General features: G+C 69.0%; 12 protein-coding genes and 1 pseudogene. 2 read left to right on the top strand and 11 right to left on the bottom strand.

Annotation, left to right across the window (positions count from 1 at the left end):
* Positions 1–17 precede the first annotated feature (17 nt).
* Positions 18–800 carry a phosphate ABC transporter ATP-binding protein PstB gene (pstB, locus tag LWW89_RS13445; RefSeq protein ID WP_293264989.1) on the top strand — a complete coding sequence of 261 codons (783 nt, stop codon included), beginning with the start codon at positions 18–20 and terminating at the stop codon, positions 798–800.
* 81 nt (positions 801–881) lie between these two features.
* Here the strand turns inward: pstB and LWW89_RS13440 are convergent, their stop codons facing one another.
* The 4 genes from LWW89_RS13440 to LWW89_RS13425 all read right to left on the bottom strand — a co-directional run bounded on the left by LWW89_RS13440 (position 882) and on the right by LWW89_RS13425 (position 7032).
* On the bottom strand, positions 882–1586 hold the full coding sequence (locus LWW89_RS13440; RefSeq protein WP_293264987.1) for a DUF4157 domain-containing protein: 705 nt from the start codon (positions 1584–1586) through the stop codon (positions 882–884).
* A gap of 96 nt (positions 1587–1682) precedes the next feature.
* The gene (locus LWW89_RS13435; protein ID WP_293264985.1) at positions 1683–4583 is read right to left on the bottom strand and encodes a hypothetical protein; all 2901 of its coding nucleotides are present in this window, start codon (positions 4581–4583) and stop codon (positions 1683–1685) included.
* Complete coding sequence (locus LWW89_RS13430; protein ID WP_293264983.1) at positions 4580–5965, bottom strand: ATP-binding protein; 1386 nt, start codon at positions 5963–5965, stop codon at positions 4580–4582. The genes LWW89_RS13435 and LWW89_RS13430 overlap by 4 nt, the downstream gene beginning before the upstream one ends.
* Positions 5962–7032, bottom strand: a complete 1071-nt coding sequence (locus LWW89_RS13425; protein WP_293264981.1) for a contractile injection system tape measure protein — start codon at positions 7030–7032, stop codon at positions 5962–5964. The genes LWW89_RS13430 and LWW89_RS13425 overlap by 4 nt, the downstream gene beginning before the upstream one ends.
* A 4308-nt stretch (positions 7033–11340) precedes the next feature.
* Here LWW89_RS13425 and LWW89_RS13420 point away from each other — a divergent pair.
* Positions 11341–11907, top strand: coding sequence for a hypothetical protein (locus tag LWW89_RS13420; protein ID WP_293264979.1), 567 nt, complete (start codon positions 11341–11343; stop codon positions 11905–11907).
* Positions 11908–12477: 570 nt separating this feature from the next.
* On the opposite strand, the pseudogene LWW89_RS17570 reads toward LWW89_RS13420, so the two are convergent.
* The 7 genes and pseudogenes from LWW89_RS17570 to vgrG form a co-directional block, all read right to left on the bottom strand.
* Positions 12478–13101 (bottom strand): annotated as a pseudogene (locus LWW89_RS17570) (contractile injection system tape measure protein); the annotation flags it as partial.
* 8 nt (positions 13102–13109) lie between these two features.
* Positions 13110–15545 (bottom strand): hypothetical protein, encoded by a 2436-nt coding sequence (locus LWW89_RS13415; protein ID WP_293264977.1) that lies wholly within the window; start codon positions 15543–15545, stop codon positions 13110–13112.
* Positions 15546–15555: 10 nt separating this feature from the next.
* Positions 15556–16353 (bottom strand): hypothetical protein, encoded by a 798-nt coding sequence (locus LWW89_RS13410; RefSeq protein ID WP_293264975.1) that lies wholly within the window; start codon positions 16351–16353, stop codon positions 15556–15558.
* A complete protein-coding gene (locus LWW89_RS13405; RefSeq protein WP_293264973.1) occupies positions 16337–19975 on the bottom strand; it encodes a hypothetical protein in 3639 nt (1212 codons plus the stop codon). Before LWW89_RS13405 ends, LWW89_RS13410 begins: the two co-directional genes overlap by 17 nt.
* A gap of 26 nt (positions 19976–20001) precedes the next feature.
* Entirely contained in the window at positions 20002–20418 is a 417-nt protein-coding gene (locus LWW89_RS13400; RefSeq protein ID WP_293264971.1) for a GPW/gp25 family protein, read from the bottom strand.
* 3 nt (positions 20419–20421) lie between these two features.
* Positions 20422–20721: a PAAR domain-containing protein gene (locus LWW89_RS13395; protein ID WP_293264969.1), complete on the bottom strand. Its 300-nt coding sequence runs from the start codon at positions 20719–20721 to the stop codon at positions 20422–20424.
* Positions 20722–20732: 11 nt separating this feature from the next.
* Complete coding sequence (gene vgrG / locus LWW89_RS13390) at positions 20733–22523, bottom strand: type VI secretion system tip protein VgrG (protein ID WP_293264967.1); 1791 nt, start codon at positions 22521–22523, stop codon at positions 20733–20735.
* Between the last annotated feature and the right edge of the window lie 3 nt (positions 22524–22526).

Below are 22526 nucleotides of genomic sequence, written 5' to 3'. Positions count from 1 at the left end.
TTTTGGGAATCCAGACCGTGCAAACCACTACCGACTCGCAAAAACACGTCCCGCAGATCCAGTTCAAGGATTTCAACTTCTACTACGGGAAGTACCACGCCCTGAAGAACGTGACCTTCGACATCGCCAAGAACAAGGTCACCGCCTTCATCGGCCCGTCCGGCTGCGGCAAGTCCACTCTGCTGCGGACCATCAACCGCATGTACGACCTCTACCCCGAGCAGCGCGCCGAAGGCACCCTGATGTTCAAGGGCATCGACCTGCTCGACCCCAAGGTGGACGTGGCCTCGCTGCGCGCCAAGGTGGGCATGGTGTTCCAGAAGCCCACCCCCTTCCCCATGTCGATCTACGACAATATCGCCTTCGGCGTCGGCCTGCACGAGCGCCTGGGCAAGGCCGACCTGGCGGACCGGGTGGAATGGGCACTACGCAAGGCCGCCCTGTGGGACGAGGTGAAGGACAAGCTGAGCCAGAGCGGCATGAGCCTGTCCGGCGGCCAGCAACAACGCCTGTGCATCGCCCGGGGCATCGCCGTGAAGCCCGAGGTGCTGCTGCTCGACGAACCGACCTCAGCCCTCGACCCCATCTCCACCGCCCGGATCGAGGAACTGGTGGGCGAGCTGAAGGACGACTTCACCATCGTCATCGTCACCCACAACATGCAGCAGGCGGCGCGGATTTCCGACTTCACCGCCTACATGTACCTGGGCGAGCTGATCGAGTTCGGCGTCACCGACGAAATCTTCGTCAAGCCGTCGCGCAAGGAAACCGAGGATTACATCACCGGGCGCTACGGCTGAGAAAACGCGTCATCGCCCAGCAAAACGGCAGGGGATCCCCTGCCTTTTTTCATTCGCGGCCGAGGCCCGTGGGTTTCCGGATCACCGGTCCTGCCCGCCCCGCTTCGCTTGCACGGCCGGCCCCTTGTATTGGCTGGCCCGCCCGCCCATCGCGTCGGCCTCCTGTTCCAGGGCCACCTCGTCATTCACGGGTACGCCGCCGGTGTGCAGGGTGGGGCTCACCCGCCCCTGGGCCTGCTGCACCACGTGCCAAGCCTCGTGGGGCAGGTGGCGCTCCTGGCCCGGGGCGACGTGGATGTCGCTGCCCTGCGCGTAGGCCAAGGCATTGAGCTGGGCCGGCTGGGAGGAGTTGTAATGCACCCGCACCGAATCCAGGGAAATGCCGGACAGGGCCTCGATGCCCGTTTTCAGGGAATCGGGCAGCCCCGTCTCATTCCTGCCGGCGGCACCTGTAGCTACGGGGGCCTGACTGGCGCCCGTAGCCGCCTTGCGCTGGACCTCGTCCTCGTCCGCCGCCACCCGTTGCAGCGGATCGAAGCGGCCCTGCAGCGGCTCCTCGTCGTCGGCCTGCAACTGGGCGGTCTTGGCCTGCATAGGGGCCTCGTCCTCTTCTTCGGCCTGGCGCTGCGACACCCCATCCGGCTGGAGGGCGGCCAGCTGCCTTACCGCCAGGCTCCCATCGGCCTTGGCCTGCAAAGCCTGGAGCCCCGCCTCCCGTCCGCCGCCAGCGGAAACGTGGCTGTCGCCTTGGCGGCGCTCATGCTCGGTAGAAACGGAGGATGTCATCGGTTTTTCGCTGTAGGCCCGCATGGCGTTACTCCAGGGTTCGAGGCGTGAATGGGATGGCACAGGTGGTAAAAGGACAAGGAAGCGCTTGCCGGGTCAGGGGATCTGCTGCTTTTTCTGCTGGTAGTCCCATACGGCATAGACGATGATGCCCAGTAGCACCAGGAAGAGCAGGCCATTGCCTTCGGCAATGCTCTCCAGGGCCGGGTCGCAATAGAGCATCGCCATGCCGATGACGAACAGGGGCACGACGGTGCCGCCGAGGAACCAGAGGAAATGGCGGCGGAAGGTGCCCCGGCATTCGCAGCACCCGGCGAAGGCCACCAGGAAGGCCAGCGACACCATCAGGAAGCAGTCGAAGGCCAGCCGGAACAGCCAGCGGTTGGGGCAGACGATGCCGCACACCGCCGAGCTCTGGTTGGTTTGGGTCGGGTAGAACTCGTTCTTCAGCACCTCGTCCGCCGGCAGCCCGGACGTCCCCGTCGGCAGCCGCCAGAAGCCGATGCCGTTGAAGTTGTCGCCCATGTAGATCACGTCGTCGTCGATCCGCGCGCGGCCGTCGGGAACGATCACCGGCACCGTCATGCGTTGCAGGTTGCGCCGGTCGTCGCCCTTCAGGTTTTCCTCCAGGCTGCGGCGCAGAAGCTTCTTGTCGTCCGTGGTGGGCTCCCGCAGCAGCACCAGGATCAGCATGCGGTCCGCCTCATATTTGCCCCGGGCGTCGGCGTCGTAGAGATCGGCCCATTGCAGCAGTTTGGCGTGGTTGAAGATGCCCTGGCCCAGGGCGTCCGACGGCAGCATGAGGTTCACGAACTGCCCTCGGCCGGCCAACCGGCCATGGAGCTGGACGAGGAAGCCTTTGAAGTCCTCGATGAATTCCGGGTCTTCCGGGTAATGCTCGAAGAACAGGGTGACGCCGTTGCCCAGGCTGGGCCGGTCCGTGCCCAGGCTCAGGTAAGGACGGATGGCCGCCATGGCCCCCGTCGGCGCGATGGATAGCAGGCGGTCGAGCTCGCCTGCCAGGGCGGCGAAGGCCGCGACCCGCTTCTCCCGGTTCAGCAACGCCCAGGACGACCAGTCGCTGCGGCGGACGACCAGGTCGACCTGGGTGCGGTACTTGCGCGCGGTTTCGAACACCTGGCTGCTGGCCGCGTTCCAGTGGGCCGCATTGCTCACGGTGCCGGAATCGTCGAAGCCCACGGCGTAATAGCCGATGCGGCTGAGCACGCTGAAATCGACCGACTGGCTCTCCCCCGCCAACCAGAAGGGATAAAAACCGTACACCTGCTTTTCCATCTTCTTGGGCCGGCACTTGCAGTCCGGGACCGGCTGCCACTCGACCGGTTTGGCCGGGTCCGGCACGTGCCGCTTGCGCGCCTGGTCGGCCAGGAAATCCTGATAGTCCGCCACCCTGGCGCGCTGCGCCTGGAACACGGTGTCGATCTCGGCCAGCAGATCCCGGGGGGTGGCGAAATCCCGGCCCTTGAGCGGTTGCAACGTCCCGGCCAGGTCCTCCGGAATCTTGTTGGCCTTCAGCCAGGCGAAGAATTTGTCGTCCAGCTGGGTCAGGCGCTTGCCGGCGACCTCGCCCTGGATCGTTTTGGCGTATCCCTTCAGCCCGGTGCCGATGCGTCCCTGGACGGCGGAAAGGAATATGCCGCGCAGCGGATAGTCCACCCCCTCCATGCCGTCGAGCATGGGCAGGGCATAGCTCGGCACGGCGCCGGCCGCCGCCAGCAGCCGGTTCCACGAGGCGGTGGAAAGCCGGTACGCGGTGCTGTCGTCCACCTGTGCCAGGATCAGGGGAAGCCATTTCCGCGCTTCGTCCATGACCTCCTGGCACGCCTGGGACAGGGAATCGGCCCGTTCCTTGGCCGTGCCCATGGGCTTGCCTTGCAGGCGCAGGCTGACCTCGTCCGCCAGCCCCGAGCCGCCACCGGCCCCGGGCAGGGACGCGCCGCCATCTCCGGCAGCAGCAGCGGGGGCGGGGGCTGTAGGGGCGGCAGCCGTTTTCGGCGCCTCGGCCGGCACGGCGAGCTTTTTCGTCCGATAGGCCGCCAGTTCCTGGTCGATGCCGGCCAAGACCTCCTGCAAGGCCTTTTCGACGGCCGCCCGGCTTGGATAGCCCGGGTCCTCCAGCTCCCCCAACTGGTCGAGCAGGTAGGCCGGCACCCGGGCCGCCTTGAGCCGGGCCATGCCCTGGGGCGTGAGGGAGAAGACCGACATGGACTCGGCGTAGCGCTGCACCACGCCCGACCAGGCCCCGGCCTGGGCCTGGAGCAGTTCGCGCACCTGGGCGGAAAAGGCCTCCTGCTCCTGGAAGCCGGCGTCCTTCATGACCGCCAGGGCGGCCAGGGCCTCCTGCCGGGTCCCCAGGGCCTTGAAGTCGTCGGCCAGCAACTGGTAGGAGATGCCTTGATCGTCGAGCCAGCGCTGGCGCCCGGCCGTGCCGGGCGCGGGCTGGTACTTGAGGAAGCGGTCGATGATGTCGATCACCTGGGCCGCCGACCCCGATTTGATCTGGGGCGGGATCTGGTCCGCGTCCTTCTGCTCGGTCTGCCAGATGGCGAACGCCCGGCTGGCGACGATGCCCCGCCACTTGTGGAACACCCGGTCGATGGCCGCATCCCGCAGCAGTTCGGCCACCAGGGCCTGGCGCGAGGCCATGTCCCGGCCGATGGTCATGTCCTGCTGGCCGCAATAGGCGGCCAGCCCTGCCCGGGTGTCGATGCCGACGATGCCGTCGATGCGGTTGCCATAGAGGCCGAAGTAGGCCAGGGCGATCTGGACCTGGCGGGCGTCGTCCGGGGTCAGGTAGGCAAAGGTGTCGCGCCCCACCTCGCATCCCGGCTGGCCTGCGGGGGGAGCGGGTTTTGCGGCGGCAGGCGCGGCGGCGGGACGAGCCGGATCGGGTGCCGAGGCCAGCGGCAGCGGCAGGCAGCACACGGCGGCCAGCAAGGGCAGGACGATGGCCTGGGCCAGGCGGTTCGTGGTCATGCGATGGACTTTCCTTCTTTGAAGCGTTCCCGGGCGATGCCCGCCAGCAGGTCGTCGCTGCACACGCGGGCCCGCTTGCGCTGTAAGGCGCGCAACACCGCGTAGCGCGCCACGTTGGCGATGGCCCCGCCGGCCAGAGGATGGTCGGCGGCGATCCGGGCCAGATCCACGTCGTCCGCCAGGCGGGTGGCAGGGTCGAGCATGCCGTGCCACAGCCGCAGGCGCTGCTCGGCATCCGGCAGGGGGAAATAGATGGCGGACTGGAAGCGCCGGGCAAAGGCCTCGTCGATGTTGGCGCGCAGGTTGGTGGCCAGGACCACCATGCCGGGGAAATCCTCGATGCGTTGCAGGAGGTAGGCCACCTCCTGGTTGGCGTGGCGGTCGTTGGAATTCGACGTCTGGGTGCGGCGCCCGAACAGGGCGTCGGCCTCGTCGAAGAACAGCACCCAGTTCTTGTTCGCCGCCTGGTCGAAAACGCCGGCCAGGTTCTTCTCGGTCTCGCCGATGTACTTGGAAACGACCATGGACAGGTCGATGCGGTACACGTCCACCCCGGCGCTGGCGCCGATCAGGGTCGCCGTCAGGGTCTTGCCGGTGCCCGGCGGCCCGTAGAACAGGGCCCGGTAGCCCGGCTTGACGGAGCGCTCCAACCCCCACTCGCGCATCACCTCGGGCCCCCGCTCCAGCCAGGTCTGGAGGTGCCCCACCTCTTCGAGGACCTGGGGCCCCAGCACCAGGTCCTGCCACCCCAGGGGCGTGGTGATCAGCTTGGCCGGAAAGGTGGCGCTGAAATCGGGCTTGTGCCGGGTGCCGGCGATGAGCAGGTGCAGATATTCGCCGCTCAGGGTGAGGGCGCTGCTGAACAGGGTCTCGGCCCGCTCGCCGTGCTCCAGGCGCAGGATGCCCCGGCGGGCGAAGAAATGATCGTTCTCGAACAGCGGGATCATGCGGAAGCGCCGCTCCAGGTCGGTGCCGGCCGCAACGAACAGCGCCGTCTCGCAGGTCGGCAGAAAGCCACCGTGGTTCTTCCCCGGCCAGCCGCCGAACTCGGTGAAGGCCCGCTCCAGCGCCCGGTTGCGGGTGAACAGCGGGTCCAGCGCCTGGGGACGAACGTGAGGGATGAGGGCCAGAAGCAGCACCAGCCGCTCCTCGGCGCTCATGTCCAGCTCCCGAACCAGTTCGGCGTAGGCGCCCTGCGCCGCCGTCAGGTCCGGCGGGGGCAGGTCGTCGAGCCCCCAGGGGCGCTGCTCGAAATAGGCGGTCAGGCGCGTTTCGAGCACCTTGGAGAACCAGTCCAGCTCCCCGGACAGGATCGCCGCGTTGTCGTCCCCGGGCCAGGAGGCGGTCCGGGGTTCCCGTTTCTGCATCGTGATGGCCGTCATCGCCACTCCACCATTACCGGTGCCGCCATCCACGGATGGCGGATCACCGAAAAGCCCCAGGGCAGCCGATCCATCAGCACGTCGATGGTCTTTGGCTCCACTTTCAACCGCCAGGCGTCGTCCTGGCGGGACAATCCCCCGCCGCGCTGCAGGAAGGCTTCGCGCAGCCCGGCCACCGAGGTGCCGCCCAGGGCCTTCCAGTGCGCGATCATGCTGGCGAGCATGCCGTCGATGGCGGAGCGTTCCCGCTCGTCGATCTCGATCCCGGCATCCAGGGGCTCGTGCAACTCCAGCCCGCACAGCAGCTTGTTGAGGGCCAGCTCGTGCTCGGGCGCAGCGCATCGCTCGTCCACCATGAACTGGAGGAGATGGCAGGCCCGCCGGGCATTCTCGCCGTCGATGAAGCGACCCTGTTCCAGCAAGCCCAGCATGGAGAACAGCCGGGGCAGGTAGGGGGAGGCCAAAACCTGGCCGGCATTGGCCACCTGGATGCCCCGCCCCGCCAGCGGAGCCGGCGGCGCCGATGGCACCGCACCGGGGGCCGACGCGCCGCCCTTGCCCCCCAGCCAGAACAGGATGTGGCGCGTCACCATGCCCGGCGCCGCCGCCGACTCCAGGTACGCACGCAGGGCCTGGCGCGCATCGCCCGGCGCCGGCCAGTCCGCCGCCAGGAAATCGATGTAGGCGCTGACGAAGGGCGCGGCGGAAGCGAAGCGCACCTTCGGGAACAAGGTCCCCAGCAGGAAACGCCAATGGCGGCGGCGGCGCTCGGCCTCGCCCATCCCCAGGTTGGCGGCGGTAACCGCCTCGGCATAGGGCAGCAGCCGGGAAAAATCCGCCCCGCGGAAATAGTGGGCCAGGCGGGACAGCAGGGCATCCGGGCACGCCTCAATCAATCGCGCCGCGCCAACCCGGCTCTCCAACAGGGGCAGGAGCACGGCCTCGAGGCCGTTCGGATCGTTTTCCAGGGCGTGCTCGATCCAGGCGGAATCGGGAAGCGGTTCAGGTTGAGCAGCGGTAGACGCGGCCGGCGGAGAGGAATGGCGGCCGGCGGAATCGGAGACCATTCCTGACTCCGCCCCGGTGGTGTTTCCGGTGGCCGGGCTCCCCAGCCCCGCACCGGGGACCGACATGGTCGCCCCTCCCGCCGGCGAGGCAGCGACAGACGCGATTGCCCCACGGCTTGGCTCGGCAGTAGCGCCCTCGGCAATTGCAGTGGTTGCCGCGGTTACGGCAAGGCCGGCATGGCGTTCATCGCCCCGGCCGACCTCCGATTCGGGCACCCCTCTTGTCGGCGTTGCTTGCCGGGGAACGACCTGTGCGTCGATTTCCCCAACGGGCACCACGGAGGCTCCCGAGGGTGCCGTTGAATTGGCCGAAGAAAAACGCTGCCCCTCCCCGGACTTTGCCGTCGGCGCACCGCCAAGCGCCGCATCCAGCCGCCCCCCTCTGGAGCGTTCAGGCCCGGCAGATAGCCCTTGAGGAACGGCGCCATGCCCCTCCACCGCCAGCCCAGCCGGGGATGCCCTGTCCGCAGTGGAGACGGCAGCAGCCCGCTCGCCCCCCCCGACGAGATCAGGCGTGGGCAGCGCCATGGTGCGCTCCACAGGCGCTGCACCCGATGCATCATCCCCGGGCATGGCAGGTGCGGACGACGAGGCTGTCGGCTCCGCTGCTCCGTCGCTACCCGTCGGGCTCACGCCCTCTTCCACTCCGGGCCCGGCAGACAGTCCTTTGCCAACCGGATCAGGAGGAATGGCGCCATGCCCCTCTGCCGCTCCCCCAGCCGGGGATGCCCTATCCGCGGCAGAAACGGCGGCAGGCCGCTCGCTCCCCCCGATGGGGTTGCGCATGGGCCGCGCCATGGAGCGCTCCACAGGCGCAGTACCCGATGCGGCATCGCCTGGCATGGCGGATGCGGACGGCGGGGCCGTCGGCTCCGCCACCCCGCCGCCGTCAGCCGGGCTCACTCTCTCTTCCACTCCGGGCCCGGCAGACAGTCCTTTGCCAACCGGATCAGGAGGAATGGCGCCATGCCCCTCTGCCGCTCCCCCAGCCGGGGATGCCCTATCCGCGGCAGAAACGGCGGCAGGCCGCTCGCTCCCCCCGATGGGGTTGCGCATGGGCCGCGCTATGGAGCGCTCCACAGGCGCAGTACCCGATGCGGCATCGCCTGGCATGGCGGATACGGACAGCGGGGCTGTCGGCTCCACCGCTTCGTCGCCACCCGCCGGGCTCACTTTCTCTTCCACTCCGCGTCGATCGACAGCGCCCGCCATGGCGGCAACGGCGCCCACGCTGGGGATGAGCGCCGCCGGGCCGACCCGTGGTCCCGCCGCCACAGACGAGCTTTCATCCCGCTCCTCACCCGGCGCTACGGCGGACCTTTCCGTGGTCCCGTCCGATGGGGGCCGCAACGTTAAGGCGTCCCCCTCGGCGGCAAGCGTGCCCGAGGGCATCGCGGTTTTGCCGTCGGCCGCGGGATGCGGCGAGGTTTGCTCCGCGACATCCGATAACGCCGCTCCTGGCCTCGCCTTACTGTCGCTGCCGCGGCCGGACATTGATGCCGATGCCGAAGTCAGCGGGGACAGGGCAACGGGGGCCGGAGCCTCCTGGCGTAACCCGCCGCCAGTGCGATGCGTCAGCGGGGCACTCCCCAATTTCCCAGGCGCCGCCTCGCCCTCTGGCTGCGATGCGCGCTCCTGCGGCGGAGACCCATGACGTGGTTCCTCCGGCCCACCCGTTGCCGCCGACGGCGGGAACAGGCCGGCCGGGGGTACGGACACAGCACCAGTCCGTGCCGCCGCACCCTGCACGGAGGCGGAAGGCGCCGAGCCTTCCACCTCCCGCACAGTTCCGCCCGGCAATACGGGCGCGGCTTCGGACCGCCCCGGCCCGAAAGCAGGGTTCGGATTCGGTTCTTCAACGCCGTTCCGTCGAAGGGCGGCATCCCCCTTCTGAGGACCAGGAGGGGGGATGCGTTGCTGCCCCGGCGAACCGATCGTCGCTCCGCCTTCCGGCAGCAGCATTACCGTCCCTGGCGGCTCATGGCCGCCAACCTCTGAGCCAACCTCTGAGCTGCCCGTAGCGGCCGGTAGCGCGGATTCCGTCCTTCCTGGCCCATGCGTCATCGCGCCCGCCTGCGTGGGAGTGGGGACCGTACGCGCTTCCGCTTCCTTCGCTCCCCTGCCCAGCGATGCTTTCACCTCCCCGTGCAATACGGGCAGGCGCTCCTCGGCTGCACCGAGAGAATCGTCTCGTCGCGCCCCGGGCGCATCGGTCGCGGCAACGTCCTCCGGCGGCGACTCAGCCACGGGCGGCCAAGGTGCCGGAACCTCCCTCGGACCCCCGAGATTTTCCACTGGAGGCGGCCGCGAGGTTCCCGGTAGCGAGATTTCCGGTAGCGTGGGCATCACATCACCATGAGCCGTCATCGGCATCGACGCTGAAGCAGCAGGTGCCGCCCCCTCCGGCGCACGGACTTCCCTACCCGGCACGGCAGCCGCCGCGTCGGGTCGCCCGGCTCCAGAAGCAGTGCTCCGATCTTGCTGCGGAAGGGTGTCCTCCCCTTCCACGGCGCCCAGAGGGGCGGTCCGTTGCCGCCCTGCCCCTCCCGGCAATGCCACGTCTGCCGACGGCGGCTTCACATCCCGTGGTCGGGTGGCGTGCTCATCAGTCCTGGGCAACGCGTGTTGCGCAAACGATGGCGCACCAGTTCCCGCCGGAGCACTCCTCGGCGCATCGCCATGGGGCGTCGCCCGCCCATTCCCGGCGGTGGACTCACCCTGCTTTCCGCCGCCCCCTTGTGCAAAGGGCATGGACTCATCCGCTGGCGCTTGAAAAGCGGCACCGGCAGCAGCGCGGTCGGCGGCTCCAGACGAAGGGCCGCCGGACGCTCGGTCCGCCCTCCCGGATTCCGGCATCCCCCGCCCGGCCGCAGTCACCAGAGCGGCGTTGCCGGCGGTTGCTTCCCTTGGACCGGCGCCTGCCCTCCCGGGCACCTTTGCCGTGGGCTGCTGAGCGGCCTGGCCCCCCTCAACATCGCCCGGCATGGCAGCCATGCCACCCCGCCGCGTCTCCTGGCCTCCCCCTTTCCTCACCAGCCCCTCGGAAGAAGGAGCGTCCCATGCTCGGGGGGCGCCTAGCATGGCGCGCGCGCCACCGAGCATCGGGAGGTCAGGCGCATCCGGGCGCCCCATCACAGACGGCAAAGCGCCTTCGCCCGGGGAAAGGTCGGGGCGCTGCCCCCCCGCCACCGCAGGCTCACCATGTGCCGCAGCGGCGTCTACCGGCAGGTACCCAGCTCCAGTCGTGGGCAGCACACCATCGCGCCCTTGGCCAAGACCGGGCGGAGAATCGGAGGGAATCGTAGCGCCGCCGGGAAGTCGCGCTTGATCGCCCCCCAGGCCATCCGTTGCCGCTCCTGGCGGGTTGGCGGTTGCGCCGACCGATCGTGGCGCTTCTTCTAGCGCCATGTCGCCGGAAGCAACGCGCGGCGCCGGGCTTGCGGGGATGACGCCATCGCCCGGCCTGGCCGGTAACGGCGTTCCACGCGTAGTACTCGTCGCCCCTTGGTTGAACGCCGGTAACGACTCAACGCCAGGCGAAGGGACGGTAACAGGGGGCCGCCCGATTTCGCCGGGCAGCACCGATCCTTGACCATCGCGGGCGCCAACGGCGTTCATCCCGCGCTCCCCCGCTTCCACCGCCCGAACCGGGGCGCTTGCCATGGTAGCCCCGTGGCCGGATGCTGTAGCGGCACCTCCTGCCGCCAGAAGCCGCTGGCGCTGCGCCGCGTCCACGCAGGAAGCTGGCAAGGCATGACCGGACGGAGAGCCGAGGTCGTGTGCTGACGCGGAGCCCGTGCCGCCAGGAGTCTGTACCCGTGAATCAGCGGCCCACGGAGCACCGCCCTCCCCGGCTCCGCCTACGTCCGCCTGGGATGCAGCCGGCCGGGATCGAGACTGGGATTGGGGTGAAAGCTGAGGCGTGGCAGCAAGCCCAGCTCCTGCCTCGATCGGCAGCGCGGAATCCTGTCGAGGCCCACTCCCCACCGCGCCCCGTTCCGCCGACGAAGCCATGCGCCCTGCATCCGAGAGGTGGAGTTTCCCCTCATTGCCCACGTCGTGGATTGGCAGAGGCCGCATCGATGCGGAAGCGGCGGACTCCCCGGACGCCACGTCTCGGGAAACGGCGGACGATCCGGTCAGGGGCAGAATCGCCGCGACAGCCGGAGGCATGGCTTGCCCAGAGGCGAGGGGGGCCGCTCCACCGGAAATGGCTGCCTTCGATACGCCAGCGACGCCGCCCCCATCCTCGTCACGGCCCATGCCGAGGGGGCGCCCAGGCTCCTGACCTTCGGGTTGCCCCGCTTCTTGCTCCGCCGCCGTTTCTGGTCCTGGAACTACGGGGACAGCTACCGTCGTGCCTACGACCACTTGCGGGACATCGGTTCCGCCCCGATTCGATGGCGCGAGCGGCGCCCCCAGCGCTTTCGCATCCAGCCGCCCCTGGCCCCCTCCCAAGGCTGCCGGGGCGGAAAACGGCGATGCCTCCGCGCCCTGCGCCTCTACCACTTCTGCCACAGGAGTGCGCTGCTCCTCTCGTACATCGGCGCTCTCGACTACCGGGCCCTGGTCGCCAGGCTGCCCGGCTGGATCAGCTTGATCGTTTCGACGGCTGGCGGCCGGGGCGGCGGCAGTGGCGAGTTGAGCCGCCCCAGGCTCCAGTGTTTTCTCCCGCGCAGCAACGGCCCTGGAGGCCGGGCGCTCCAGTGCCTCGCCCTGGCCATGCTCTCCAGCGGCAATGAAGGAGGCCCCCACTTGAGAACCATCCGGCCGTGCCAGCGGCGCACCATGCCGGCTATCGTCCTCCCACGCCGTTCCGGTGGCCACGGGAAGATCTGCGGCACGGTCCGCAAGGCTCGGTGCGACATCCCCTGACCCCTGCGGCGGTGAAGCATCCGCCTGTTCCCGTGCCACGACCTCCGCAGCACTGGACGTAGACAGGGCGGCCATCGCCGGCGGGGAAACCGCGCCCTCGCCCGCAGTGACATTCACGACGCCAGGCACCGTGTTGCCGCCACTGTGCAGCTTGCTCATTTCCTGGGCATGGACCGCACTACCCACCACCGTCCCCAGCTTCACCACTGGCTCCCGGCTGGAGCCGCTCGTAGCGGCCCGCTGCGGCGATGGCGGCTCTCCCTGAGGCATGGTGCCATCCGGAGACGATGCCCCCACCTCGCGGAACGGTAAGGCCAAGGCCCGAGAAGCGGCGTCCTCACGCCCGTCCCCGGACAGCACGGGCGGTTGCGCCATCGATGCTTTTCCGGCCCCTGGACCTGCGCCCGCCCGCCGCGCGCCACCGCCTGTGGAGCCGCCGCTCGGCCCTTCCGACCTTCCCACGCCGTCCACACCGCCGGACGCCACCGGCACGGCGGCATCCACGGCGGACGCATCATCGATCACCAGGCGCATCGCCTCGCGCCAGATGCGGAAGCGGGTATCACCGCGCCGCGCCGAGGCCGCTCGCTGGGCGACCCGGTCCCAATGGCGGGCCGAGCCTTCGGCCCGGCTTCCGGGGTACAGCAGGGCCAGGCATTGCGCCAGTTCCGGGTCCTGTAGCTGGCGGATCATCCGCTCCTGCACCGCAGCGTCCTGCCGCAGCAACTCCAGCAGGCGCCGCCGGTTCGGTCCGGCCTGGCGCAGGAGTGTGGCCGCCAGCGCGAACGGCTCGTCGCCGGGGACATTCCAGGGCAGCACGCCGTTTTGCAGGTAGCTGGCCAGCAGTTCGAACTCGGCGGCATGGCCGGGAATGATCCTGGCCCCGTCTTCGCTCCCTTCCAGGAGGGCCGCGATCCTGTCCCGCAGGCTGCGGCGCAGGGCATCCCCCAGGCGGGTGCACAGCTCATCGGGGGTGAGCCGGTCGGACACTTCGCCGAGATCGACCTCCAGGCGGTCGATCGCGCATATCGCGCCGGCGGGAACATCCAGCCCGTCGAACACGCTGTCGATCACGGCCGCCAGGCGGTCGCGGCACAGCCCGGGCCAGTCGCTCCAGGGCGGTTGGTCCGCGTCCACGCCTGGCCCCATGCCGGTTTCGAAGCGCAGTTCGTCGATGAAATGCCGGCGCCCCATCCTGCCCCCTAGATCCACCGGCCCCGCTCGCCCGACTTGCGGGCGCAGCGTTGCAGAAACAGGGCCAGCACCCGGGCCGCCTTGTCGGCGTCGCCTTCGCGCTTCTGGGCCAGCCAATCGCCATGCAGGCCCTCGAAGATCGCCATCTGGTCGAAATCGAGCCACAACACGTCGACCTGAAGGTGGGCCGGGCAGCACAGGGCGAAGCTTTCCTCGACCAGCTTGCGGAACTCCGGGTTGTCCAGCCGGGGCGACCAGGCGGGAAACACGGCGCTGATGCGGAAGGCGTAGAACTCCTGCCGATCCGCGGCAACCGCCTGCCCATTTCCAGGATGCCCGGGATACAGCAGCAGGTGCTCGACGAGATGGAAGCCGATGCTGCCATGCACCAGCGCCGCCATCCGTTGGGCAAAGCGGTTGGCGACTCGCGCCGCATCCGCCCGGCTGTCATGGCGGGAAAGCAGGCAGCCCCCTTCCGCCCCTTCCAGGGCGAAGCACAGTTGCACGTCGCCATCGTCGCCGACGATGCGGTAATTGCCCAGATCGCCTCCACCGTTCAACAAGGAACGGCATAGCACGGGCGGCACTGGGGCCTCATCCCCGGAGCCGCCCGGCAGCTCGGCCAACTCCGGCAGGTGGGGCACGGCGTCGCCGCCGCCGAGTGCGCTGGCCGGAATGGCCTCCAGGCCGGCCTCGCGGCAAAAGTCCCGGTCGGCGACGTAGCGCCAGCCCTGCTCCTTCAGCAGGCCCGAGACCCGGGTGCCGCCGTGGGAATCGAGCCCCAGCAACAGGCCGACCTTCTCGGCCAGGGCCGGCACGTTGTCGGGGCCTGCCGGACGGCGGTAGTTGAATGCCCCCATGCGCCGGGCGTTCAGTTCCGGCGCCTGCCGGGCGAAGGCGATCTTGTCGCGGAGCAACGCCGCCTCCAGCGCATCGCCGGCCAGCGCGGCGAAGTTGCGCAGGGATTCCTGGGTGAATTTTTCGCCGTGCAAGGCCAGCAGGACGTCCAGGCTGCGGGAACGGCGCCCGCCGAAATCGTCCAGCTCGGCCAGGGTGGCCGCCAGGGCGGCGTCGACCCCCTGGCGCCCGCCCTTGTACAGGGGTTCGATCCCCGGCAGGTCCCGGTTGCCCAGGACCTGCTGGAAGTAGGTGCGGCCGAGCCCCTCGTCCAGGGAATAGAGGTCCGGCAACCCGGCCAGTCCCTGCATGAAATTGGCCATGACCTGGTCGAAGATCGCCAGGTAGGCCTGCAACTGCCGCGCCTGGGCCTTGCGTTCGGGGGAGGCCGAAGCCGGCACGCCGTAATCGCCCAGGCCGTATACCGGCGGGAAGTGGTGCTGGACCGAGGTATAGGCGTTGGCCTCCGCCGGCACACCGGTCGGCAGGGGCGATTCGGGCTCGTAGGGGGGGCAGCCGTGGCGGCGGGTATCCAGGGCGAAGGCCAGCCGGGCCAGGCGATCGCGGAACTCGGCCACCGGAACGTTGCGCATCTTGCCGGCCAAGCGCAGGACCAGGCGCTGATCGTCGTCCCCGGCCGGCAGCCGCAGGCGGGGCATCCGGCGCAGGGCGGCATCGCCATCTACCGGGCGGTAGGCCTGCCCCTGGTCGTCCACCAGGTCGAGGGCCACCACCCGCCCGACGCCGGCAACGCCGGCCACGGCCCGCACCAGCTCGGAAACGATCGAGGCGCTCCAGGGCCGGAAATCCGGCACGTCGATACGGCCGTGGCGGGTCAAGGGGCCCTCGAACACCAATTCCGGCGCTTCACCCGCCGCCTCGTGGTAGGGGCGCGTCGCCAGGGGGGGCGAAATGATCGCCAGGGCGGCGAGAAACACATCGGCCAGGGTTTCGGCCACCGGCCGTCCGCCGTCAATCTCGATCTCGCCCACCAGGCGGTAGTCCACCTGCTCGACCAAGCCGATCGTGCCCAGGTCTTCTCCCAGGTTGCGGTGTTCCAGGTACAGCGCCGCGGCCTTCTGCATCAGTTCGGCGGCCTCGTCGGCGCCGGCCTCGACGTCGTCCGCCAGCAGGAAGTGGATATCCAGGCGCCCCGGCGGCCCAGGCTGGGTCGACGGCGCCACCCAGACGTTGCGGATTTCGGGCAATTGGTCGGCGAACAGTCGCCGGTAATCCCCGGGGGTCATGGGGCGGCAGGGCAACGCCTCCTCCGGCGGCAACAGGGCATGGCGCGGACCGTCGATGCGCCCGTCGGCGCCGAACAAGTAGTCCTCCGTGGCGAACCCCGTGCGGTACACCACGTCGGTGAGGCCGTAGCACAGCTGCTCCAGCATGGTGACGCCGGGGTCGTGGAGGTTGTAGTCGGTCCACACCTCGCCGCACAGGGCCTGCAACTGATCGATGCCGGCCTGGCGCAGGCCGTCGAAGTCGAGCCCCGCCGGATCGGGCCGGCGCCGGGCGATGGAGGGCAGGTCCGCCGGAGTCATGGCCACCCCGTCACCCCCCGTTGGCACCGGCAGGAGCGGCACCGGGGGCCGCCCCGGCAGCCCGGATGTCGCTGCCCCGCATGAAGGGATCGAACCAGAGGTCGGTCAGGTAGAACTGGATGGCGACGTGCTCCCCGTAGGCGCAGCGGGTACGCAGCTGCAAGGTGTAGGCATGGGTGTCGCCGACCCAGCGCAGGTCCAGCTGGTCGCACCGGGAGCCGTAGTAGGACTGGTGGGGCGTGACATGGCCCTTGCGGTTGAAGGTGTTCAGGGCAAAGGCATGGAGCAGGGCGTAGCGCCCGGCGTCCTTGTCGCCCACGCCGGCCATGACTTCGAAGGCCCGGCAACCGTCCAGGGGACCGGCGATGTCGTGCCACTGCCCATCGGCCTTGACCGATGCCCCCCGGCTGCCGATCCGCCCCTTGGCCGCCACCACTCCGTCCACGTCGAGTTCGTGGGCCGGGTCGGCCTTGTTGATCCCGACCCGGGTCGCCTCCTGGTCCCCCACCGTCTCGGAGGACAGGGTCAGCACGGGCTTTTCGCTCTCGCTGCCGAAGAAGAGGCGCCGGCTTCCCTGGCTCAGGCGCATGAACCAGGACGGCCGCCGTACCGCGATGTTCTCGAAGAAGCTGATCAGCTTGCCGGTCTTGCCCAGCTGGGCGACCCGGAAGCCGTCCTCGTCGCTGCGGTCGAAACCGTCGTCCACCACGTTCAGCGCCGAATCGATCAGATCGGCGAACGACTCGGCGGAAGGCTGAGCACCTTCGCTGAAGGCGTGCTTGAGGGACGTTCTATTCTTTTTCGCCATGATGCTTCCTGGATACGATGAAGGTCGCGCCGACCTGCAACTGCGAGATTCCCGATTTCCACGGCCCGGGCCCGTCGGCCGCATCCCGCTCCACGTCCACCAGGTGGTGGCGGAAGGGCAGGACGATGCTCCAGGGGTACAGGGGGCCGGTGTTCATCGGCCCGTGTTTGGCCTCCCGGGCGGTGTCGTGCAAGGAAAAGCGCTCCTGGCCGTCCTCGACCACCCGGAGCAGCGACAGCCCCCAGACGGAATCCACGTAGGGCAAACCCTGAAGGTAGCCCTGTAGCTCCTGGCAGCGCAGCGACCAGCCGAAACTGGCGCTGTTGCCCGCCACACCGCCGGGGGCGATGAACTCGCCGATGTCCCGGTTGAACTGCTTGATCAGCAGGCCCTGCGCCCCGCCGTTGCGGAAGCGCACCGCGCAGCGGACCTGCACCCGCTCGATCACCGGGTTGCGCACGTCGATCTGCACGAAGGGGGATGCCAGCGGCGCCAGGTAGTCCTTGATGTCCTGGAGCACCAGCACGTTTTCCTTGAGGTGGTCGCTGCTGTCGCTGCCTTCGGGACAACGGGGAATGACCGCCACCAGCACGTGCCCCGGCCGGTGCCACTGGGCCGGGTCCACCGAAAAACACGTGTTGATGAAGCACTTGACCTTGTGCAGGTGGGGAAACTGCTGCAACACCAAGCGCTCGTAGTCCCACGCAGTGACGGCGCGCTGCCGGTGCTTGAGCCGCTCGCCGGCGCGGATCGCCATGGCGGCGCGCTCCTCCTGCGGCAGGCCGCCGAACGAGGCTTCGGGCTGGAGGATGGCGGCCACGCCGGGAATGGTGACCTTGGCCGCCTGGATGCTGCCAGCGGGCAAGGGGCCCGGCGCAGCGGCCCCGGAACCCTGCACCCGCGCCACCCGGACGCCATTGACATGAACAGCGTGCAGGCTGCACAGGCTGGCCACCGGGCCGTCGGCCCCCAGGCGTAGCCAGAACAGGCCGTCATCCATGACGGTGTTGCCCTTGTCCATGTCCCGGGGAAGGTCGAGCTTGACGGTGCCGGAGGTCAGGAACCCCCGGGTCGAGTCGGACAGGACGCGGAAGCCTTCCAGGGGAATCCAGCGGTTACGTTGCAGGTGGTACCAACGGAAGCTGGGACGCGGCGCGTCGATGTTCATGTCCGAATCGGGCCGCAGGTGGAAGTGCAGGCTCAACGGGCCGCCCAGTTCGGCGGCGGCCAGGCCGATGAACAAGGAGGCATCGTGGGGCGCCACGGGGAGCAGCCGCGTCTCGCCCCGGGCGTCGAGCTTCAGGGTGTCGACGCCGAACGGATGGAGGTGGTGAAGCAGGTCCCGGGACGCCGCGACACCGCCCTGGCGGAGCGAAATGCTGGCCTGGGCGGTGTAATCCAGGGAAATGGCGCTGACGAGCGGGGTGTACGGCGGCTCGGGTATCTCGGCCGCCGCCCAGCGCCCCAGCAGCCGGCGCAAGGGCCCCAGGGCCTCGCGCTGGGCATTGCGGGTGAACGCCTGGGCCAGCAGCAAGGGATAGCTGGCGTGGCCGAAGGCCTGGGCCGGCGCCGCCAGCGTCAGCTTGAGGAAGCCGCCCCGGGCGTGGGGGCCGTATTCCCCGCCCTCCTCGCTGGGATGGAGGTAGGGCAGGACCCGGGCGCAGTCGTACCGGGCTGCGCCGTGCGCATCGACCTGGCCCCATAGCGGGATTTCGATGCGCTCCCCGGGCTTGACCGGTTGCCAGCCGTGCTCGTCCAGGGACGAGAGGGTGGCCCGGAACGACGCGGCTTCGATCCCCGCGCCATATCCCCGGTAGTGGCGGGCCAGCCCCTCGGGAGGCAGGTCGTCCCATTTGATGCGCAGGCCCAGGCGGGTCAGGTTCTTGGCGAAGGCTTCCCGGCTACCGACGATCAGGTGGGAACCAACCTTGGGCAGGGGGCCGAAGGGGACGAACGGGCTGGTGGCGTTGAGAGCCCCGTGATTGTTGTACAGGGTGAGCTTGCGGCTGCCGGAGACGTCCACGGTGATCAGCGCCTCGAAAACCGTCAGGCCGGCCAGGAACTCGTAGGGGAACAGGTAGGCATCCGGCTCGATGGTGAAGCTCAGCACCGGGCAATCGGCGGCGAAGTTCTCTCCATGCACCTCCTGCCGGTAATCCACGACCGGGGGAAAGGTTTCCGGCAGCTTGAAGGCAATCTCCAGGCAGTCGGGCGGAATTTCGCCCGAGACGATGCTGCTGCTCGGGATGAATTCGGGGACTTCCGCCCAGCCCTCCGGCACGGTCACGCGTACCCGGAACATCTTGGCGAAGGCCCGGAAGAACGCCCCTTCCGGCGACATCCCCGGCGCCAGCTCGCAGATTTTCTTTACCAGGGCATCCAGGTTGTAGCGGCCCGCCTGGAAATACAGCGCGATACGCACGTCCCGGCTGCCGTCCTCCAGGCGCAGCACCGGGCTCGACACGGCAAAGCCGAGGCGGGCGGGCTGCCCGGCCGTCCCGCCGCCCAGGCGCCGGGCGGCGCCGAAGAGGGAGAAGTAGCGTTTGCCGGGCGTTACCGGGATGGTGCTGGTGGTCGCGGCCGTGGCGAACCCCAGGTCCCGCTCCGGCGAGCGGTTGGGATCCCGGTCGAAGAACAGGGTATGCAGGGCGGCGACCCGGACGTTGCACACGCGCAACTCGTCCTCGGCGGCATACAGAGTCTCGCTGCCATCCCCGGCACGAGCCACGAACATGGCCCCCTTGGCCACCACCACATCCTGGGCCACCCCGTCCGGCGCCAGCACCAGATCCGCCCGGTCCGAGACCATGGGCCGGGGGGCGAACCCCAGCACCCGTTCATAGTAGAAATCCTGGTAGCGCTGGCTGAAATCGTCGATGCCGCCCTTGGCCTTGAGGAAAAGATTGGCGAAGGCCAGGTAGAGGCCCGCCGCAGGATCATGGGCACCGCTGCGCAGGGACTCGGGAAAGGCCGTCTCCACCGCCTTGCGGACCACCGCCAGAGCACTGGCGAAGGTCAGGAAATTTTCGCGGAGAAAGTGGGCGACCTCATCCGGCCGGGCGTCGCGGGCAGGCACCGTGCCCCCGCCGTGGCACCAATCGGCGCCAAGGCGCTGCCGCAGCAAGACGGTTCGGTCCCGGTCGTGACGCGCCATGAACGTGGTCAAGCCATCCAGCGCGGGGGCCAGGGCCGTCTTGCGCAATCCGTCGAGCAACTGGTGCAGCCGTCCGGCCTCGGCGCCGCCGTTCTGGCCGCACCAGAGCCACCAGTCCCGGATGCGGACCGCGATCCGGTAGGCCGGCACGTCCTGGGGCAGGGGGCAAGGCGCCACCCCCAGCAGCAGAGCCTGGATGCGATCGACGAACCCGTGGAGAGAACCGCGCAGGGCCGCCAGCTTCCGGGCCTCGACCAGGATGCCGCCCAGCAGGGCGCTTTCGTCACCCAGGAACAGGGGTTGCCAGTCACCCTCCGCACCGGCCGGCCCGACGTAGCGCAGTTGCTGGGCGATGCGCTGCCCCAGGAACAGAAGCTCGGGCAAGCCCATCTCGTCGGGACGGAAATAGCCCGGCTGCAGGGCCGGTAGTCCCCGGTCCTGCTGGCTGGTTCCGTCGCGGATGGTCATCCCCATGCCATGCTGACAGCCGGTGGCTAACGCACCAGGCTGGTCCCCTCCAGGAAGTAGAAGGGATAGACCATGTTGCTGCGGGTGTTGGTGCCCCTCACCGTGTAGACCAGGTCCAGGTGCAAGATTCCTTCGGCGGCGCGGCTTTCGTCCACCTCGACGCTTTCCAGGTCGATGCGGGGTTCGCAGAACAGCACGGCGCGGCGCACGGCATCCTGGATGGCGGTGACGGCGCTGGCGTCGATGACGGTGAACACCATGGCGCGCAGTTCGCAGCCGTAGGTGGGCTGCATGACCCGCTCACCCTGGGCCGTGGCGAACAGGATGGCCAGGCTTTCGCGGATGTCGTCCTCGCCCGAGGTCATGGCCGCCCGCCGGCCGCCATGGTCGAACGACGGCGGGAAGCGCCAGCCGGTACCGAGGAAAGGAGCGTCGGAGGCCACGCCCTAGCCTCCGATCATGACGGTGAAGCAGCCAAGCACGATCTTGCCGCCGTGGGCCGTGGTATCGCCCAGGCGGGCGGCTGGGCGGTTGTTGATGAGCACGGTGGATGACCCCATGGCGATGGTGTCGGGCGGGCCGACGCACACGCAGTTGTCCCCGACGACGGCGGCCGGCAGCTTGCCGATCAGGACCGTGGGGACCCCGGGGCCGACGATCGGCCCGCCCACATGGGGGATGGGCGGCAGGCCGGGCGTCTGCATGGGGCAGGTGTGCATGTCGGTAAGGCGGGCGGCGGGGGGCATGGCTGGCGTCCTCAGTTGATCATGACCATGGCACCCTTGACCGTGGTCTGGCCCGAGGCGGACAGCTCGGCGGTGGCGTTGCCCTTGGCGGTGAAGCCGACCTTGGCCGTATGGCTGATGTTCAGGCCGGAGACGGTGGCGTCCTGGGTGGCGGAAATTTCGACGTTGTTCAGGGCAGACAGGGAAATCTTGCCCTTGGCCGACAGGGTGATGTCCTTGGGACTGTCCAGGGCAATGCCCGAGGTGCCCAGCTTGGCGGTGTTGCCGTTCTGGTCCTTGAGCAGGATGGACTTGTCGTCGTCGCTGATGACGATGGTGTTGTTGCCGGGCGTGACCAGGGTGATGATCTTTTTCTCATCGTCGTATTCCAGGGTCAATCCGCTGCGGGTGGTGATCGCCTTGGTGTTGTTGGCATCGGCGAAGTCATAGCGCGGCTTGCGCGAGCTGCTGTAGAGGCTGCCCAGGATCACCGGCGCCGAGGGGTCGTTGTTGAAGTAGCCGAGCACCACCTCGTCGCCGATCTCGGGCAGGAAGAAGGCGCCCTGGCCGCTGGTGGCGTGGAACTGCATCAGCCGGGCCCACACCCCGTCGGTGCTCGCCTGCATGACGGGCACCGACACCTGGACCTTGAACTGTCCCTCCGGGTCGCTGGCGAGTTTCTTGACCACCCCGACGTGCAGCCCTTCGATGCCCGGCACCAGGCCCGACGCCCCGGGCGCCGCCAGGTCGCCGCGCTCGGCGTACCAGGTGGGGGACATGCCGAATTCGACCCGGGTCAGCCAGTTGCCCTCGCGCAACTCCTGGGTGACGGAGCTGACGTAGACGTTGCCGTTGAAGCGTTTGCCCACGCCCTCGAGCTGGATGATGCCCCCCGGCTTGGCCTTGGCCGAGCCTTGGAAGGCCATCGAACCGCGCAGGCGGGACAGCCCGGACTTGAGCTGCTGCCCCTTGGCCCAGGCTTCGAGGGCGCCGCTTTCGAGAGTGGCGGGGGTCTGCAGACCGAAGGGCTCGCTGCCGAGCACCTTGGCCAGGGTGGCGGAATCCAGGTCGCCCTGTTCGTTGAGCCCTTCGGGGCTGGCCTCGGCGACGATAACGGCCTGGTTCTTGATGTCCCAGGCGGTCGCCTTGACCTTGGCGAACTGGTCCCGGGCCTCCAGGCTGGCCTGGAATTCCATCAGGTCGTAGCCGTAGGTGACCTTGAGGTCAGCGGAGGCCGACGTGTCGGGCGCCTTGAACCCGACAGTGCCGTCGCTCACCGTCACCACGAAGCCGTTGGCTTCGGCCCGGGCAACCAGGAAATCCCAGTCCGAGCAGTAGTACTGGACCAGTTCCTTCCACTGGGTGCTGGTAGAGGACACGTCCGCCGTCAGGCCGGCGGCGTTGCCGATCAACGTGGAGGCGATGTCGCTGTCCTTCTGGTCCACGTAGTTGGCGTTCTTGCGCCCGACCGTCATGGCCACGGCCTTGTCGCGGCACTCCACGGTCAACGTGGCCAGGTTGCCCTCGCCGATGCCCAGGCGCTGGCCGACGACGATGCCGGAAAACAGGACCGTGGCCTCCTGGCCGTACCCCGCGCTGATGGATATCTCGCCCCCGGGCTTGAAACTGTCGCCCTCGCTGGCGGGAAACGTCCCCGTGGGCATGTCGCCGTCGCGGATGACGATCTCCGCCTGGGCGATGCGGTTGACGGCCTTGAATACCCGGACGGACATCACTTCCAGGTCGTCGGCGATGTTTTTTCCGGCGGCACTGATCTCGAGCTTGAGCGGGCCGTCGCTGTTGAGGGCGGGCGAAACGGTCATGGC

The sequence above is a fragment of the Oryzomicrobium sp. genome (assembly GCF_021287045.1).
Classification (GTDB): Bacteria; Pseudomonadota; Gammaproteobacteria; order Burkholderiales; family Rhodocyclaceae; genus Oryzomicrobium.
Note: the sequence above shows the minus strand (reverse complement) of the source record. Positions and strands in the feature narration are given on the sequence as shown.

What these genes read in the sequence shown, in the direction of transcription:
- LWW89_RS13440 (WP_293264987.1), bottom strand. Translation starts at nt 1,586, where the DNA reads ATGACATCCTCCGTTTCTACCGAGCATGAGCGCCGCCAAGGCGACAGC.
- LWW89_RS13435 (WP_293264985.1), bottom strand. Translation starts at nt 4,583, where the DNA reads ATGACCACGAACCGCCTGGCCCAGGCCATCGTCCTGCCCTTGCTGGCC.
- LWW89_RS13430 (WP_293264983.1), bottom strand. Translation starts at nt 5,965, where the DNA reads ATGACGGCCATCACGATGCAGAAACGGGAACCCCGGACCGCCTCCTGG.
- LWW89_RS13425 (WP_293264981.1), bottom strand. Translation starts at nt 7,032, where the DNA reads ATGGTCTCCGATTCCGCCGGCCGCCATTCCTCTCCGCCGGCCGCGTCT.
- LWW89_RS13415 (WP_293264977.1), bottom strand. Translation starts at nt 15,545, where the DNA reads ATGACTCCGGCGGACCTGCCCTCCATCGCCCGGCGCCGGCCCGATCCG.
- LWW89_RS13410 (WP_293264975.1), bottom strand. Translation starts at nt 16,353, where the DNA reads ATGGCGAAAAAGAATAGAACGTCCCTCAAGCACGCCTTCAGCGAAGGT.
- LWW89_RS13405 (WP_293264973.1), bottom strand. Translation starts at nt 19,975, where the DNA reads ATGACCATCCGCGACGGAACCAGCCAGCAGGACCGGGGACTACCGGCC.
- LWW89_RS13395 (WP_293264969.1), bottom strand. Translation starts at nt 20,721, where the DNA reads ATGCCCCCCGCCGCCCGCCTTACCGACATGCACACCTGCCCCATGCAG.
- vgrG (WP_293264967.1), bottom strand. Translation starts at nt 22,523, where the DNA reads ATGACCGTTTCGCCCGCCCTCAACAGCGACGGCCCGCTCAAGCTCGAG.